This is a genomic window from Chryseobacterium sp. UF-81 (assembly GCF_058245105.1).
Genome location: NZ_JBSIBX010000002.1, coordinates 440,326 through 456,177 on the forward strand (window position 1 = coordinate 440,326; position 15,852 = coordinate 456,177).

17 protein-coding genes are annotated in these 15,852 nt (G+C 36.6%); all 17 read left to right on the top strand.

Going from position 1 to position 15,852, the window contains the following annotated elements; genetic code table 11:
- Nucleotides 1-57: 57 nt before the first annotated feature.
- The 17 genes from paaC (at nucleotide 58) to AC4IFE_RS05145 (ending at nucleotide 15,850) form a co-directional block, all read left to right on the top strand.
- Nucleotides 58-807: a 1,2-phenylacetyl-CoA epoxidase subunit PaaC gene (paaC, locus tag AC4IFE_RS05065; RefSeq protein ID WP_490755332.1), complete on the top strand. Its 750-nt coding sequence runs from the start codon at nucleotides 58-60 to the stop codon at nucleotides 805-807.
- 82 nt (nucleotides 808-889) lie between these two features.
- Entirely contained in the window at nucleotides 890-1,354 is a 465-nt protein-coding gene (gene paaD / locus AC4IFE_RS05070) for a 1,2-phenylacetyl-CoA epoxidase subunit PaaD (RefSeq protein WP_490755333.1), read from the top strand.
- A gap of 147 nt (nucleotides 1,355-1,501) precedes the next feature.
- A complete protein-coding gene (locus tag AC4IFE_RS05075) occupies nucleotides 1,502-3,376 on the top strand; it encodes a right-handed parallel beta-helix repeat-containing protein (protein WP_490755335.1) in 1,875 nt (624 codons plus the stop codon).
- Between the two features lie 306 nt (nucleotides 3,377-3,682).
- Nucleotides 3,683-4,483 (top strand): enoyl-CoA hydratase/isomerase family protein, encoded by an 801-nt coding sequence (locus AC4IFE_RS05080; protein WP_490755337.1) that lies wholly within the window; start codon nucleotides 3,683-3,685, stop codon nucleotides 4,481-4,483.
- An 84-nt stretch (nucleotides 4,484-4,567) separates the two neighbouring features.
- Complete coding sequence (locus tag AC4IFE_RS05085) at nucleotides 4,568-5,701, top strand: 3-hydroxyacyl-CoA dehydrogenase NAD-binding domain-containing protein (RefSeq protein ID WP_490755338.1); 1,134 nt, start codon at nucleotides 4,568-4,570, stop codon at nucleotides 5,699-5,701.
- Nucleotides 5,702-5,773: 72 nt separating this feature from the next.
- Nucleotides 5,774-6,187 carry a PaaI family thioesterase gene (locus AC4IFE_RS05090; protein ID WP_490755340.1) on the top strand — a complete coding sequence of 138 codons (414 nt, stop codon included), beginning with the start codon at nucleotides 5,774-5,776 and terminating at the stop codon, nucleotides 6,185-6,187.
- Nucleotides 6,188-6,281: 94 nt separating this feature from the next.
- Nucleotides 6,282-7,487 carry a 3-oxoadipyl-CoA thiolase gene (gene pcaF / locus AC4IFE_RS05095; protein ID WP_490755341.1) on the top strand — a complete coding sequence of 402 codons (1,206 nt, stop codon included), beginning with the start codon at nucleotides 6,282-6,284 and terminating at the stop codon, nucleotides 7,485-7,487.
- A 133-nt stretch (nucleotides 7,488-7,620) separates the two neighbouring features.
- On the top strand, nucleotides 7,621-8,214 hold the full coding sequence (locus AC4IFE_RS05100; protein ID WP_490755343.1) for an acyltransferase: 594 nt from the start codon (nucleotides 7,621-7,623) through the stop codon (nucleotides 8,212-8,214).
- Nucleotides 8,215-8,249: 35 nt separating this feature from the next.
- Nucleotides 8,250-9,101, top strand: coding sequence for an alpha/beta hydrolase (locus AC4IFE_RS05105; RefSeq protein WP_490755344.1), 852 nt, complete (start codon nucleotides 8,250-8,252; stop codon nucleotides 9,099-9,101).
- Between the two features lie 3 nt (nucleotides 9,102-9,104).
- Nucleotides 9,105-9,794, top strand: a complete 690-nt coding sequence (locus AC4IFE_RS05110) for a DUF6624 domain-containing protein (RefSeq protein ID WP_490755346.1) — start codon at nucleotides 9,105-9,107, stop codon at nucleotides 9,792-9,794.
- On the top strand, nucleotides 9,794-10,069 hold the full coding sequence (locus AC4IFE_RS05115; RefSeq protein ID WP_490755347.1) for a hypothetical protein: 276 nt from the start codon (nucleotides 9,794-9,796) through the stop codon (nucleotides 10,067-10,069). Before AC4IFE_RS05110 ends, AC4IFE_RS05115 begins: the two co-directional genes overlap by 1 nt.
- A 10-nt stretch (nucleotides 10,070-10,079) precedes the next feature.
- Nucleotides 10,080-10,658, top strand: coding sequence for a transposase (locus AC4IFE_RS05120; RefSeq protein ID WP_490755348.1), 579 nt, complete (start codon nucleotides 10,080-10,082; stop codon nucleotides 10,656-10,658).
- Nucleotides 10,659-10,752: 94 nt separating this feature from the next.
- The gene (paaZ, locus tag AC4IFE_RS05125) at nucleotides 10,753-13,248 is read left to right on the top strand and encodes a phenylacetic acid degradation bifunctional protein PaaZ (RefSeq protein WP_490755349.1); all 2,496 of its coding nucleotides are present in this window, start codon (nucleotides 10,753-10,755) and stop codon (nucleotides 13,246-13,248) included.
- A gap of 201 nt (nucleotides 13,249-13,449) precedes the next feature.
- On the top strand, nucleotides 13,450-13,611 hold the full coding sequence (locus tag AC4IFE_RS05130; protein WP_490755350.1) for a bacteriocin-like protein: 162 nt from the start codon (nucleotides 13,450-13,452) through the stop codon (nucleotides 13,609-13,611).
- 124 nt (nucleotides 13,612-13,735) lie between these two features.
- A complete protein-coding gene (locus tag AC4IFE_RS05135) occupies nucleotides 13,736-14,362 on the top strand; it encodes a transposase (protein WP_490755351.1) in 627 nt (208 codons plus the stop codon).
- Nucleotides 14,363-14,490: 128 nt separating this feature from the next.
- Nucleotides 14,491-15,027 carry an SMI1/KNR4 family protein gene (locus AC4IFE_RS05140; RefSeq protein WP_490755353.1) on the top strand — a complete coding sequence of 179 codons (537 nt, stop codon included), beginning with the start codon at nucleotides 14,491-14,493 and terminating at the stop codon, nucleotides 15,025-15,027.
- Nucleotides 15,028-15,073: 46 nt separating this feature from the next.
- The gene (locus tag AC4IFE_RS05145) at nucleotides 15,074-15,850 is read left to right on the top strand and encodes a DUF4241 domain-containing protein (RefSeq protein WP_490755354.1); all 777 of its coding nucleotides are present in this window, start codon (nucleotides 15,074-15,076) and stop codon (nucleotides 15,848-15,850) included.
- Nucleotides 15,851-15,852 lie beyond the last annotated feature (2 nt).

The following is a 15,852-nucleotide window of genomic DNA, read 5'->3' on the forward strand; positions in this document are numbered from 1 at the left end:
GTTAGATTCTAGAATTTAGTCTAATTTCTAACCTCTAATTTCTAAATTCTATAAAAAATGAATTCATTATATAATTATTTATTAAAGTTTGCTGATGACAGCTTCATTATGGGACAGAGACTGTCTGCATGGTGTGGTGAAGGTCCTTATCTGGAAGAAGATATTGCATTGACAAACATCGCATTGGACGAACTTGGCCAGGCCAATAACTTTTATGTGTATGCATCAAGAGTTATTGACAACGGTAAAAGTGAAGATGATTTGGCATTCTTAAGATACGAGCACGAGTATGTAAATGCACATTGGGTTGAACTTCCGAACGAAGATTACGCGCAGACTATTCTTAAAGTGTATGTATTCTCCGTATATCAGAAACTGATGTACGAAGCATTGTCAAATTCCGCAGATGAAGAACTTTCGGCTCTGGCTCAGAAATCTTTAAAAGAGGTAAGATATCACTATACACACGCTTCTTCCTGGATGAAAATTTTTGCTCAGGGAACAGAAGAAAGCCGTGAACGTTTGGTTAAAGCCCTTGATAACATTTGGGAATATACCAAAGGATTATTCGCAAAAGTGGAAGGAGAAGATAATCTGATTGCTTTAAACATTGCTCCGGATGTAGACGCGCTTTATGAAGATTTTCTGGTCATCACCCAAAAAGATTTTCAGGACTTTGGTTTAGAATATCCTGCAAATCCCTTCATGCAGCCTAAATCCAGAACAGGATACCATACAGAATATTTTGGATTTATCCTTTGCGAGCTACAGTATATGCAGAGAGCTTACCCTGGATGTACGTGGTAGTTCAAATGTAACAATCTGGCAGTTTACCAATGTAACAATTAATTGCTAGACTGTTAGATTGATAAATTGGTACATTTTAAAAATGAAAAATCCTTTAGAAATATTAGAAATGGTTCCCGATCCCGAAATTCCGGTGATCAATGTTGTGGAATTAGGTATTGTAAGAGAGGCAAAAGTTACGGGTGAGAATACCTGCGAAATAACAATTACACCTACTTATTCTGCCTGTCCTGCCATGTTCACCATTGAGGAAGACATTGTGAAGATCATGAAGGAAAACGGCTGGGATGCCAAAGTGGTAACCAAAATGTTCCCGATATGGACAACAGACTGGTTAACGGATGAAGCGAGAGAAAAACTCAGAGTATACGGAATCACACCTCCTGAAAAAGGAGCAGACGAGCATCATATCGGGAAACCGAAAAAATGTCCGCGTTGTGGCTCTGAGCATACGAAGCAGATCAGCAGATTTGGGTCTACCTTGTGTAAGGCTTCTTATCAATGTCTGGACTGTCTGGAGCCGTTTGATTATTTTAAATGTCATTAAAATGGTAAGAGGTTACTATCAAGATAAATGACTTGATTATGTAGACAATAAATGATACGACGAGTTTTGTCGTTAACAGCGCTTAGTTTTGCTTTAGTATCATTTTTTAATGATCTTATTTAAAATAATCAACACAAAACATTTATTATGACAAATTGCAACAGCCAGAAATTTCCATCAACCTGTCAGGAATCTACTCTTATTGAAACATTTCACAATACGGGAGAAGTTATCCGTTATCAAGAAATAGCCCCTATTAGTGCCAACTTACTAGATGGTGTTGTTCTGAAACAAGAAAATGGGAAATATTATAAAGCTATTTATACAGAGAATACCATTAATATAGAATGGTACAGATGTACTTATCCCACTGATTTAACAAATGGGACAGGAGATGAAGTTATGCTAACTAAAGCGATCAATACAGCGGGATATTTAGGTGCAACATTAAAATTTGATGCAAAAGAATATATTGTTAATAGTCAACTTTCTTTTCAGGATCTTTCATGTTTTAAACTTTTAGGAGATAAGCAGCATACACTTATTAAATCAAATACCACAAAACGATTTAATTCCTATTATTTAAAATTTACTAATTGTAATAATTTAATTATAGATGGTATAAGGATTAATCAAAATAAAAGTAATTTACAGGTTTATACTCAGACCGACTATGATAATGCAAGTAATGAATTAATGAGGGATTTTAATGGAGGTATCTACATTACAAATTCTACAGATATAGAGGTTACTAATTGTAGTTTTTTAGATCTATATACTCGAGGGCTTCAGTTTTATGGATGTAATGAAGGAGATATAAAAGTTACCCATAATTATTTTGAAAGTGAGATTCAAACTCAAATGTACAGGATGGAACATTTGGGACTTACACAATCTCATAATGTGAATTTTACAGTTGAAAATAATATTTTTAAAAACAAAGTGCCAAGAGATGGGAGTGATAATCCAATTCCTAATCCGGATCAAATGCCTTGTGCTATTTTTGCATTTGACTGTGGGCTCTTTGGTTCATTGCTTATTAATAATAATTATTTTGAATTTTGCGGTAGGAATAATACCGGACATCATAGGCTTTACGCAATAGATTTTTATGATAATGTGAATAATTTTATCATGACTAACAATGTATTTAGAAACACAACATGGGGAGCAATAAGGTTTGATTCAACTAGGAAAAATGCCGTAATCAGCAATAATATTATTCATCAATTGATTGCTGATGACAGTGGAATTATAAACTCATCGACACGAGGATCTCAAGTAGAATTCAAAAATATACTTATTAGCAATAACACCATCGAAACATCGAGTGATCAAAGCTATGGTATTATATTACAATCACAATATGATAATATTATTTCTGATAATATTAATGTTCTAAATAACACTTTTAATAAGCTGAAGCGAATAATAACAGTCATTGGCAATATCAGTAGCATTAATATTTCTGGTAATATTGCATCAGATGTTAGAGGTCCTGCAGTAGTATTTGAAGCTTATACATCTGACAATGTCTTTGATTCTAATGGAAATATAACATCATCTACCCATAAAGTGACATCAAATGTAGGAAATGTGTTGATTAGTAATAATAATTTTAAATCATTCCAAAGCGGAGACGGTTTTGTTGGAATTCTAATAAATGGAGTAACTATATATTCCCAAAGTAACCTAGATATTTATAAAAATTTTACAAAGCGTTTTGTAATTTCAAATAATCTTATTTTTGGCAATACCCAGGGATATGGGATTACCATTAATTCAATTAATGAATTTGATCCAATGACAACAGGCCCTCAAGTTATTGCAGGAAACTCTTTAGATGGAAAAGTTACAGTATCAAACAATGAAATCAGTGATGTTGGACGCGGTCTTTATTTAAGATGCCATAAAACTATTGCAAAAGATAATATTCTTTTTAATTGTACTATAAATGCTATTTTAGAAGATTATACAGATAATGTTAAATTCCAGAATTATTATAATAATAACCCCATATAAGGGTATAAAAGAAGCTTTTTCTTTTTTTAATTATGCAAGAAAATATTTTAAACATACCATCCCAGGTTTCCGATCCCGAAATTCCGGTGATCCATGTTGTGGAATTGGATATTTAATGTGCCAATAAATCAATGTATCAGTTTAACAAGAGCAAAATAATTGCTACATTGTTAAACTGCTGCATTGCTAGACTTATTTGCTGCATCGTTAATCTGTTAGATTGTTGCATTAAAGAGATTGCCACATTATTTTATATTGTTAAATTAGGGCAATATAATTTTTAATCATTTAATTTAAATTTAAACCATGTATACACAACTTGATATTGAAACGCATTTTGACGGAAAACTGAAAATTGCTTACCTCAACCAGCCGGAAACGATGAATGCCCTTACAAAGCCATCTTTATCAGATCTGAAAGATTTTATAAAAGAATGCAGCGAAGATCCTGCAGTAAGATGTGTGGCGATTTCAGGAAGAGGACGAGCTTTCTGCTCCGGGCAGAATCTGGAAGATGCCTTTGTACAGGGCAACGAACACCATGATAATGATATCATCAGAAAAATTGTAGTAGACTATTACAATCCCCTTGTTACCGAGATTACGAAATGCAAAAAACCTGTTGTGGCATTGGTAAATGGCCCTGCAGTAGGAGCTGGTGCGATGCTGGCCCTGATCTGTGATTTTGTTTTGGCAGTAGATAAATCCTATTTTGCTCAGGCATTTTCAAATATTGGACTCATTCCTGATACGGGAGGAACGTATTTCCTTCCAAAATTATTAGGAAGACAATTGGCTAATTATCTGGCATTTACAGGTAAAAGGCTGTCAGCTGAAGAATCTAAATCTTATGGCTTGGTAGCTGAAGTTTTTACTGAAGAAGAATTTGCTCCGAAATCTATGGAGATCCTCGAAAAAATGTCAAATATGCCGACTGCTGCTATTAAATTAACTAAAAAAGCCTTTGCTCAGTCTTACAACAATACGCTGAAAGAACAGCTTGAATTAGAAGCTGATCTGCAACAGGAAGCTGCACAGACAGAAGACTTCATCGAAGGGGTAAATGCCTTTTTACAGAAAAGAAAACCTGATTATAAAGGAAAATAAATTATAGAAACTAGAGGTTAGAAGTTAGATATTAGTAATTATGGAGTCTAACATTTAACCTCTAGTTTCTAATATCTATAAACAATGAAAAATATTGGAATTATTGGGGCAGGAACCATGGGCGTAGGAATTGCTCAGGTGGCTGCAACAGCGGGATGCAAGGTCGTTTTATTCGATGCAAATGCTCCGCAGATTGATAAAGCATTATCAGACTTAGAAAAGACTCTTCAGAAATTAGTGGATAAAACTAAAATTTCTCAGGAAAAAGCCACAGAAATCAGAAACAATATCGTTAAAGGTGAAGTTTTACAGGATCTGAAAGATTCCGATCTGGTAATCGAAGCCATCATCGAAAACAAAGACATAAAAACCAAAGTATTTACAGAACTTGAAACCTACGTTTCGGAAAACTGTATCATCGGTTCCAACACATCATCTATTTCTATCACCTCTCTCGGTGCAGAATTGAAGAAACCGGAGCGTTTCATTGGAATTCACTTTTTCAATCCCGCTCCATTGATGTCATTGGTTGAGGTTATTCCATCTTTACTAACAGAAAAATCATTAGCGGAAAAAATCTACAGTCTTATGAAAGCTTGGGGCAAAACGCCTGTGATTGCCAAAGATATTCCCGGATTTATCGTTAACAGAATTGCCCGTCCTTACTATGGGGAAGGATTAAGAATGGTTGAAGAAAATATAGCAACACCGGAACAGGTAGACGAAGCAATGAGAACACTGGGTAACTTCAAAATGGGACCATTTGAACTAATGGATCTTATTGGTGTCGATGTCAATTTTGCCGTAACCACAACCGTTTACAAAGATTATTTCTACGATCCGAAATACAAACCGTCTCTGCTTCAGCAAAGAATGGCTGAAGCCAAACTTCATGGGAGAAAAACAGGAAAAGGTTTCTATGATTATACGGAAGGTGCAGAGAAGCCGGTTGCTCAAAAAGATGATGCATTGTATCAGCAGATCTTTTTAAGAATTATTTCAATGTTGATCAATGAAGCGGTAGAAGCCAAGAGATTAGGGGTTGCTAACGACGAAGACATTGAACTGGCTATGCAGAAAGGAGTTAATTATCCAAAAGGACTATTGGCATGGGGGAAAGAAATAGGCTATTCAAAAATATCCGAAACCCTGCAAAATCTTTATGAAGAATATCAGGAAGAAAGATACAGACAGAGCCCTTTACTTCGTAAAATGTAACAATATAAAAATTTAACAGTGTAACAATAATTGGTACATTTTTACACTGTTACATTGGTAAATTAAAAAATTATGACGCCGAGACAAGTTGCAGATTATATGTTCGATCAGGATTATTTTTCCCAATGGATGAATATCAAAATGATCGAAGTCAAAGAAAACTATTGCTTAATAGAAATGCCCATCAAGAAAGAGATGATCAATGGGCTCAAAACCGTTCATGGAGGCGTTACGTTTGCTTTTGCAGATTCTGCGCTGGCATTTTCATCGAACAACACAGGAGATGCGGCAGTAGCCCTGAACTGCATCATCAATTTTACCAAAGCCGGAAAAGAGGGCGATGTTTTCAGAGCAGAAAGCATTCTGGTGAATGATACTAGAAAAACAGCTGTTTACGATATCAGGATCACCAATCAGAACAGTGAACTGATCGCAAAATTCGTCGGAACTGTCTATAAAATTGGAAAAAAAGTAACAGAATTATAAATAATAGCAATAGGCTTTAAGCAGTAAGCAATAGCTTTTTTTGAAGCTGTTAAAGCTTGCTGCCTACTGCTTATAGCTTAAAGCAAAATAAGAAATGAACAACGTATACATCATAGACTACGTAAGGACCCCAATCTCAAAACTGCAGGGTGGATTATCAGAAGTAAGAGCTGATGATCTGGCGGCAGTGGTTATTAAAGAAGTTATCGCAAGAAACCCTGAAGTTCCCGTAGAAGAAATTGAGGACGTTATTTTCGGATGTGCCAATCAGGCCGGGGAAGATAACCGTAACGTAGCCAGAATGGCCCTTCTATTGGCCGGACTTCCTTACAAAATAGGAGGAGAAACGGTAAACAGGCTTTGTGCTTCGGGAATGTCCGCGGTTGCCAATGCTTTCCGTTCCATTGCTTCCGGAGAAGGCGAAATTTATATTGCAGGTGGAGTAGAGCACATGACGCGTTCGCCTTACGTAATGTCTAAGCCCGGTACTGCTTTCGGAAGAGACAGCCAGATGTTTGATACCACTTTCGGATGGCGTTTTGTCAACCCAAAAATGAAAGAAATGTATGGCGTAGACGGGATGGGAGAAACAGCTGAAAATTTAGCAGATATGCATAATATCAGCAGAGAAGATCAGGATAAATTTGCCCTTTGGTCTCAGCAGAAAGCTACCAAAGCTCAGGAAAGCGGAAGACTGGCAGAAGAAATTGTAAAAGTTGAAATTCCTCAGAAAAAAGGCGAGCCTAAAATCTTTGATCAGGATGAATTCATCAAGCCTACATCTTCTATGGAAGGTTTAGGGAAACTTCGCCCCGCTTTCAGAAAGGAAGGAACGGTAACCGCTGGAAATGCTTCAGGCATGAATGATGGGGCAGCTGCTCTTATCCTGGCAAGCGAAGAAGCCGTAAAAAAATATGGTTTAAAACCAAAAGCGAAGATCTTAGGATCTGCCGTAGCTGGCGTGGAACCCAGAATTATGGGAATTGGGCCTGTAGAAGCTACACAGAAACTATTGAAAAGATTAAACCTTTCTCTGGACGATATGGATATCATCGAACTGAACGAAGCATTTGCGGCGCAGGCCTTAGCCGTGACCAGAAGCTTAGGATTGAAAGATGATGACTCAAGGGTAAATCCAAACGGAGGTGCTATTGCCATTGGCCATCCACTGGGAGTTTCCGGAGCAAGAATCATTGGTTCTGCTGCTATGGAACTTCAGAAGCAAGATAAAAAATATGCATTATGTACCCTTTGTATCGGTGTCGGACAGGGCTATGCAATGGTGATCGAAAAAATGTAATTTTTTCAATAATGTAATAATATAAAAATGTATCAATGTAACAATTCTTGTCATGTTGAGTCTGTTGAAGCATTTCAATTGGTAAAACTGTTAGATTGATACATTGTTAAATTAAATTTTTAACAAAAATTTTATGAACATCTACTCATACCACGGTATTCGTCCCATCATCAAGCCCTCTGCCTATATCCATCCGCAGGCGGTGATCATCGGGAATGTAGAAATCGGTGAAGAAGTATATATCGGTCCCAATGCTGTCATCCGCGGTGACTGGGGAAAGATTATCATTAAAGACGGAGCCAATGTTCAGGAAAACTGTACACTTCATGTGTTCCCGAATATTGAAACCATTCTTGAGGAATCTGCCCATATCGGACACGGGGCGATCATCCATTCAGGGCATATCGGTAAAAACTGCCTTGTAGGAATGAATTCCGTAGTGATGGATAAAGCGGTCATTGGTGATGAATGTATCATTGGGGCTCTTGCTTTTGTTCCTGCTAATTTTACATGCGGAGCCAGAAAACTTATTGTAGGAAGCCCCGCCAAGATCATCCGTGATGTTTCCGATGAAATGATCCATTGGAAAACTGAAGGAACCAAGCTTTACCAACAGCTGGCGAGAGAAGGGAAAGAAGCGATTCTTCCGTGTGAGCCATTCTCAGAATATGTAGAACAGACCGCTACCAAAACTGTGGATTACAGCATCTGGGCGGATTTAAAATAAATTTTAAACCTTATTCAAAAACGTATAAGGTTTTAATGATACAAACGAAAAAGAATATGATCAAAAAGATGCTCATTGCCTGTAGTATGCTGTTTGCTTTTCAATTCATGGTTTTAGCCCAGAATGAGAAAGGTAAACCGTTGACTATTGGAGAAGTAAGAACACTCAAGTCTAAGATCTTAAATGAAGAAAGAACTTTAAATATTTATCTGCCACAAGGTTTTGATAAAACAAAATCATATCCGGTTATCTATCTTCTAGATGGATCAATGAATGAAGACTTTATTCATGTTTCAGGATTAGTACAGTTTTTTAATCAAATGTATGCGATGCCTGAAACCATTGTGGTTGGAATTGCCAATATCGACAGAAAAAGAGATTTCACTTTTCACACCGATTTAAAAGATTTACAGAAAGATTATCCTACGACAGGACATTCTGATAAGTTTATTAATTTTCTGGATAAAGAACTACTTCCTTACATAGAAAGCCATTATAAAACAACAGAAAAATATGTATTTGGTCAATCTCTTGGTGGACTTTTAGCAACAGAAATCTTGTTGAAAAAACCTGAAATGTTTAATAACTATTTTATTATCAGCCCAAGTTTGTGGTGGGATGATGAAAGTCTTTTGAAACAGGCAAACAAGTTATTGTCTAAAATTCCGGATACCAAGAAATTCGTTTATGTTTCTGTAGGAAAAGGCGAACATCCGGTAATGGTCAAAGATGCTGAAGATCTGTATGATACTCTTAAAAAATCAAATAAAAAAAACTGGGCCGTAGAATATAAAATGATGGAAGGAGATAATCATGCAACGATTCTTCACAGAAGCTTGTATGAAGGTTTAGTGAAAATGTTCCCTTACAAAGAACCCAAAAAGTAAACCATGAGATATTTATTTTTTGCAATTTTCTTTTCTGTTTTAATGAACAGCCAGGCGACTGATGAAAAAAAGATCAATGTTGAGCTTAAGAAAGAGCTGGCACAGATCTATAAAGACGACCAGATCTACCGAGAGCTGACACAGTCTAACATTACGCCCGAAAGAAAGGCAGAGATCATAAAAGAGAAAAATCTCTCCCAGGAAGATGTTGGTAGTGGGCTTATCAAAATTATGGATGATCAGGACCAGAAGAACCTGGTTAAAGTTGAGAAGATCATTGAAAAATATGGGTATCCAGGAAAATCTATGGTAGGCGAACCTGAGAATTATGCCGTTTGGTATGTCATCCAGCATTCCCCTAAAATTGAAAAATACTTTCCTCTGATCAAAAAAGCAGCAGACGAAAAAGAACTTCCTTTCCGGCTCTATGCTATGATGTTGGACAGAAAGCTGATGTACGACAACAAAGAACAGATCTATGGAACTCAGATCCGTTCGGTTTTTTCGACAAAAGACGGAAAAACAGAAACGCTGTCGTTTGTTTGGCCAATAAAAGATCCCGACCATGTCAACGAACTGAGAAAAAATTCAGGGTTTGACAGGACCATCGAAGATTACGCTAAAGATGCAGGAGGTTTCGAATACAAAAAATATACATTGAAAGAAGCGTTGGAGCTTCAAAAAAAGAAATAATGGATCTTCTGAAGAAATATTGGATTTTCTTTTTAATTGCTCTTGTTGGAATCAACTATCTTGGATTCTGTCTGTTATGGGAATCAGTGGGTATTTCCGATGCGCTGGAACATGTAGAATCAGAGGCTGTGATCAGAAAATTAAAGCAGAAAGATTTTCTCTACACTCTGTTTATAGAGGCAGTCATGATTCTGGATTTTTCCCTTATTCTGTTTTTGCTGTTTATGGCAGGAAGAAAAATAGTACAATTAATAAAAGATAAATATTCAAATTAACAGAAAGTAAATGACTAACGCAGAGCATTTTGAGTCCGGATGTATTTATCATATATATTCGCATGCCAATGGAAAAGATCTACTATTTACGGAGGATAGTAATTATCATTATTTTCTGGATAAGATATTAAAGTATATTGCACCAATTGCTAACATTTACGCTTATTGTTTGATGCCAAACCATTTTCATTTGTTAATTAGGTTTAATGATTTAGAGGATAATAAGGTTGCTAATGAACATCAATATTTAATGAAGCCATTCAGTAATTTTCTGAATAGCTATGCTAAAGCTTACAACAAAAGATATAATAGAAGAGGGGCTCTCTTTCTTGATTTTCTGAAACGTAAGAAAGTTCAGGATGAAAAATATCTGCTTAAGCTGTTACATTATATCCACAATAATCCGGTACATCATGGCTTTGTTAGTCAGCCTGAAAAATGGAAATATTCTTCCTATAATTCATATATAAATATAGAAAAGTCAAGCACTGTTGAAAGAAAAGAAATTCTGAAATATTTCGAGACAAAAGAGGATTTTCTAGGCTATCATAAATCTAATGTAGAGTATGATTTTATTGATTTAGAATAAACGGCTCACAAACCTTATAGGTTTTTGAAACCTATAAGGTTTAAAGAAATTGTAGGATTAAATACATTAAAAAGAAATAAAAATTAAAAATAATATGGAAAAACTGAAAAATTATATCTACGGAGAATGGGTAGAAGGAACCGGAACCGGAATTCCTTTATTCAATGCCGTCACAGGCGAGCAGGTCGCTGTTTCAGATACAGAAGGGCTTAATTTTGAGCAGGCTCTTGACTACGGAAGAACAGTAGGCTACAAAAACCTTTCTTCCATGACGTTTTATGACAGAGGGGAGATGCTGAAAAAAGTGGCTCTTTACCTTTTGGAAAGAAAGAAAAAATATTACGAATTATCATATAAAACCGGAGCTACCCACGCAGATTCATGGGTAGATATAGAAGGAGGTTTCGGTACTTTCTTTACCTATTCCGGATTGGCAAAAAGAATGCTTCCGAACACTCCGTTCTGGGTAGATGGTGAAACTCAGAAAATTTCAGCTAACGGAACTTTTCTGGGAACCCACATTCTGACACCAAGTGAAGGTGTTTCTATACAGATCAATGCCTATAACTTTCCGGTTTGGGGAATGCTGGAAAAATTATCAACCTCACTTTTGGCGGGTGTTCCTTCCATTGTCAAGCCATCTCCTTACGGTTCTTATCTTACGAATGCTGTTTTTCAGGATATGATCGAAAGCGGTGTTCTTCCGGAAGGAGCGCTTCAATTGGTTTGCGGTGAGCCGGGAAATATCCTGGATTATGTTCAGGATGGAGATTCAGTATTGTTCACAGGTTCTGCCCATACAGGAAGAAAGCTTAAATCAATGCCTTCTGTTGCTGGAAATGCAGTACGTTTCAATATGGAAGCAGATTCTCTGAACTGTTCCATTTTAGGTCTGGATGCAAAACCGGGAACTCCGGAATTTGATCTCTTCATCAAGGAAGTACGAAATGAAATGACCACAAAAGCAGGTCAGAAATGTACGGCAATCAGAAGAATCATTGTTCCTGAGCATCTCATTGGAGATGTGCAGAATGCTTTGTCTAAAGCTTTAGATCAAACCAAAATCGGAAATCCATTGAGCAGAGAAACCAGAATGGGATCGCTGGTAGGAAAACAGCAGTACGATGAGGTCGTTAGAAAAGTAAATATTTTAAAATCTGAAACAGAACTGGTTTACGACGGAAAACATGAGCTTGTAGATGCAGACTATGATAACGGTGCATTCATGAGTCCGAAACTGTTCTTAAATGATAAACCTTTTGAGAAAAACATCTCTCATGATGTAGAGGCTTTCGGACCGGTTTCTACGTTAATGCCTTACAAAGATGCCGAAGAGGCAGCGGCTCTTGCTAAAAGAGGAAAAGGAAGTTTGGTAGGATCCATTATTTCCCATGACGAAAAATTTATCGCAGAGACATCATGGAAAATGGCTTCCCAGCACGGTAGGATTTTTGTTCTGAACAGAGACAATGCCAAAGAAAGTACAGGTCACGGTTCACCGTTGCCTACTTTGATGCACGGTGGTCCGGGAAGAGCTGGTGGAGGTGAGGAAATGGGCGGACTGAACGGTCTTCATTTTTTCCTTCAGAAAACAGCGATTCAGGGTTCTCCGGATGTATTGACGGCAATTACAAAGGTATATCAGCAGGGAGCAGAGAAAAAATTCTCAGACAAGCATCCTTTCCAGAAATATTTCGAAGAAGTGGAAGTAGGAGATTCATTGGAAACGGCCGGAAGAACAGTTACCGATGCCGATATCGTTAATTTCTCCAACGTTTCGTGGGATCATTTCTATGCCCATACCGATGCTACAAGCTTAACCGGAACTATTTTCGATAAAACAGTAGCTCACGGATATTTCATCCTTTCTGCAGCCGCAGGACTGTTTGTTTCAGGGAAAAAAGGACCTGTTATTGCAAACTACGGACTGGAAAACTGTTCGTTCTTTAAACCCGTTTACGCAGGAGATACCATCACAGTTTATTTAACAGCAAAAGAAAAAATAAACAGGGGCGTAAAAGGAAGAAACATTCCTTCCGGAGTGGTAAAATGGCTGGTGGAAGTAGTTAACCAAAGAGATGAGGTCGTTTGTGTAGCGACAATATTAACATTGGTGGCAAAACATTCCCCTTTCATTGATCTGAATGTTAAAAATGTTCAGAAGATATTAGGTGGTTTAACAGAAGGTACGCAGCCAGGCTGGGGTAAAATGTCTCCTCAGCAGATGATCGAGCATTTAGAACACGGCGTTCTGGTAAGCTTAGGAGAGCCGGAAGCAGACAAATGTTTCACACCGGAAGAACAGTTGGAGAAATGGCAGGATTCTCTTTATAACCACAGGAAAATGCCAAAAGATTTCCCTGCTCCTTTCCTTGCTGAAGATGAAACCTTGCTGGAATTAAAGCATAAAAATCTGGAAGCTGCAAAACAGTCTTTCCTTGATAACCTGCAGAGATTTACAGTGTATTACAAAGAAAATCCACAGGCTGAACATATGAACTTTGTATTCGGAAAACTGAATAAAGAAATGTGGGAGCTGATGCACAAAAAGCATTTTACCCACCACTTTGAACAGTTTGGATTGATTTGATTCAAAATATAATTTAAATTTATAGTCCCTTTTGGTTTTTACTGAAAGGGATTTTTTAATGATCCTTGTTAAGATTCAAAACCTTGACAAGGGTTAAGAAGTCAACCGCTTAAAATAAAGTTTATATTAAATTGAGTAACTTTAATAGGCGAAATCCGAAAAGCATATAGAGTAGGAAAAAAAGATTAAAAACTAATTACTATGAAAAATTTAAAAAAACTTTCAAGAAATGAATTGAGATCTGTTAAAGGTGCCGGTCCAAATTGGGCTTGTTTGCCTAATTCTTGCCCTCCGGGAAGTTGTTGTCTCCCTGGAAGATGGCCGGATATTCCACGAGCATGTTATATATGTGCTGATTCTTAAAATAAAATATAAATTTATAGTCCCTTTTGGTTTTTACTGAAAGGGATTTTTTAATACTCCTTGTCAAGGTTTTAAACCTTGACAAGGATCATGACTAAGATTTAAATAAAAAACACAAAATACGATGATGGATATTAGAACTACTCCTATTGAAACAGATTGTTTTTATCATATTTATAACCGTGGAATTAACGGCGAAAATATTTTTAAAACAGATCGGAATTATTTGTTCTTTCTCAGTAAAGTATCTGAATTTCTTCTTCCCGTTTGCGATGTGTATGCCTATTGTCTTATGCCTAATCATTTTCATCTTTTAGTTAAGGTAAAATCTGATTTTGAATTGAATAGCCTTGTCAAGGTTCTAAACCTTGACAAGGCTACGAAGAATAAAACCGGTCTTAATTCTCCTCAGAATATTTTCTCAAAACATTTTGCCCGGGTTTTCAATTCTTATTCTCAGGCTTTTAATAAAGAAAATAAAAGACATGGTGCTCTTATTGAATCTCCATTTAAAAGAAAATTGATTACATCGGATGAATATTTAATTAATGTCATAATTTATATTCATCAAAATCCACAAAATCATTCAGTGGCTCGTGAGTTTTCAAAATATAATTTTTCCTCATATCAATCGATTTTAAGTAATTCAAAAACTTTATTGAGAAGGAAAGAGGTTATTGAATTATTTGATAACAGAGAAAACTTTATACTGTCACATAAAAAAGTTATTGATTTTGATGATGAGTTTTAGTTTAAGCTTCTTGGCACCCGGATAAGGCATTTTTGCTGCATGAAAAATCTTAGCTCAGGAAAAGGTTTTATTAAAAATGATAATTACTTTTACAGAACAATAGAAATCTCATTTATTTAGAACAAAATATGGAACTACAATTTTTCAAAGACTTTGACTTTACGGATTTTTGGAACGAGAGCAGCTATTCCGTAAGAGATTATATAGAACCGTTTCCGGATGATGAACTTATTGCTTCCGTAGAAGAAGAGCTTGGATACAAGCTTCCGGCTTCTTATATCGAACTGATGAGACTGCAGAACGGAGGATTGGTCGAAAAATTCTGCTTTCCTACATCAGAAGAGAATTCATGGGCAGACGATCATATTGCCATTACCGGAATTATGGGAATAGGAAGAGAGAAAACCTATTCCATCTGCGGAGAACTCGGAAGTCAGTTTATGATTGAGGAATGGGGGTATCCGGCAATAGGTGTTTATATCTGCGACTGTCCTTCGGCAGGGCATGATATGGTTTTGCTGGATTATTCGAATTGCGGAAAAGACGGTGAGCCGGAAGTGGTCCACATTGATCAGGAAGATCATTATAAAAAAATATTTCTGGCGAAAGACTTTGAAACTTTCATAAAAGGACTGAAAAGCGAAGATGAATTTGACGGTGAATAATTAAAACAGATACTTTTAAACATTAATCAAATCATAAAATAAAAAAATGAACGAAAACTGGATGCAAAAATGGCAAGAGGTAAAAGATATACTTATATGCCCTGTAGATTTGGAAACCTATTTTACTTCGGATGAAATTCTGGAGCAGAAATTGGAAGTAATGGAGATTGGGAATGTTTCTCTTCCTTCCGGAAAAGTGGTGGTGAGAGATCCGTTGGTTTCTCTGAATGCCAATCAATCACCTTATTTTATTCAGGCTCCGAAAGGAAATTTCCCTGTGACCATTGCCGTAGTGAAATCTGAAGACTGGGGAGACAGATATGCTGTTGTAAAAGTTGAATTTACTAAAGCAAAACCTGTTGTTTACAGAGAAGCCCTCATCGGAATTGAAGAGTTGGAAGGTGTAACAGAAGACGATTTTTTTGGTTTCGGAGTGGATGCCGGTTTAGGCTGTATTACCGATGCAGAAGTGCTTCCTTTTGTAGATCAATTTATAGATGAAAAAGATTTCGGCAATATTTACGATGATTATTTTGCTGAACTTTTTGCACAAAGCTATAAAGACCATCCCAACAATCAGAGAGAAGCAGGAGACTGGATCAATTGGACTGTTCCGGGTACCAATTATCAGATTCCGATGTTTGCAAGTGGTTTTGGTGACGGAAGTTATCCTGTTTACTTTGCTTATGATGTCAATGGAGAAATTTGTGGCCTGTATATTCAATTTATTGATATTGAATTGGCTTTAAGTGAAGAAGGGGACGAGGAAGATTACAAAGATGATGATGATCAGCCTGAAAATTTTATTTTTCTGAAAAACTAAAT

Excerpts from the sequence above, each read along its gene's own strand:
- paaC (WP_490755332.1), top strand. The coding sequence starts at position 58 with ATGAATTCATTATATAATTATTTATTAAAGTTTGCTGATGACAGCTTC.
- AC4IFE_RS05130 (WP_490755350.1), top strand. The coding sequence starts at position 13,450 with ATGAAAAATTTAAAAAAACTTTCAAGAAATGAATTGAGATCTGTTAAA.
- AC4IFE_RS05115 (WP_490755347.1), top strand. The coding sequence starts at position 9,794 with ATGGATCTTCTGAAGAAATATTGGATTTTCTTTTTAATTGCTCTTGTT.
- AC4IFE_RS05110 (WP_490755346.1), top strand. The coding sequence starts at position 9,105 with ATGAGATATTTATTTTTTGCAATTTTCTTTTCTGTTTTAATGAACAGC.
- paaD (WP_490755333.1), top strand. The coding sequence starts at position 890 with ATGAAAAATCCTTTAGAAATATTAGAAATGGTTCCCGATCCCGAAATT.
- AC4IFE_RS05100 (WP_490755343.1), top strand. The coding sequence starts at position 7,621 with ATGAACATCTACTCATACCACGGTATTCGTCCCATCATCAAGCCCTCT.
- AC4IFE_RS05135 (WP_490755351.1), top strand. The coding sequence starts at position 13,736 with ATGATGGATATTAGAACTACTCCTATTGAAACAGATTGTTTTTATCAT.
- AC4IFE_RS05120 (WP_490755348.1), top strand. The coding sequence starts at position 10,080 with ATGACTAACGCAGAGCATTTTGAGTCCGGATGTATTTATCATATATAT.
- AC4IFE_RS05145 (WP_490755354.1), top strand. The coding sequence starts at position 15,074 with ATGAACGAAAACTGGATGCAAAAATGGCAAGAGGTAAAAGATATACTT.
- AC4IFE_RS05140 (WP_490755353.1), top strand. The coding sequence starts at position 14,491 with ATGGAACTACAATTTTTCAAAGACTTTGACTTTACGGATTTTTGGAAC.
- AC4IFE_RS05105 (WP_490755344.1), top strand. The coding sequence starts at position 8,250 with ATGATACAAACGAAAAAGAATATGATCAAAAAGATGCTCATTGCCTGT.
- pcaF (WP_490755341.1), top strand. The coding sequence starts at position 6,282 with ATGAACAACGTATACATCATAGACTACGTAAGGACCCCAATCTCAAAA.
- AC4IFE_RS05075 (WP_490755335.1), top strand. The coding sequence starts at position 1,502 with ATGACAAATTGCAACAGCCAGAAATTTCCATCAACCTGTCAGGAATCT.
- AC4IFE_RS05080 (WP_490755337.1), top strand. The coding sequence starts at position 3,683 with ATGTATACACAACTTGATATTGAAACGCATTTTGACGGAAAACTGAAA.
- AC4IFE_RS05090 (WP_490755340.1), top strand. The coding sequence starts at position 5,774 with ATGACGCCGAGACAAGTTGCAGATTATATGTTCGATCAGGATTATTTT.
- AC4IFE_RS05085 (WP_490755338.1), top strand. The coding sequence starts at position 4,568 with ATGAAAAATATTGGAATTATTGGGGCAGGAACCATGGGCGTAGGAATT.
- paaZ (WP_490755349.1), top strand. The coding sequence starts at position 10,753 with ATGGAAAAACTGAAAAATTATATCTACGGAGAATGGGTAGAAGGAACC.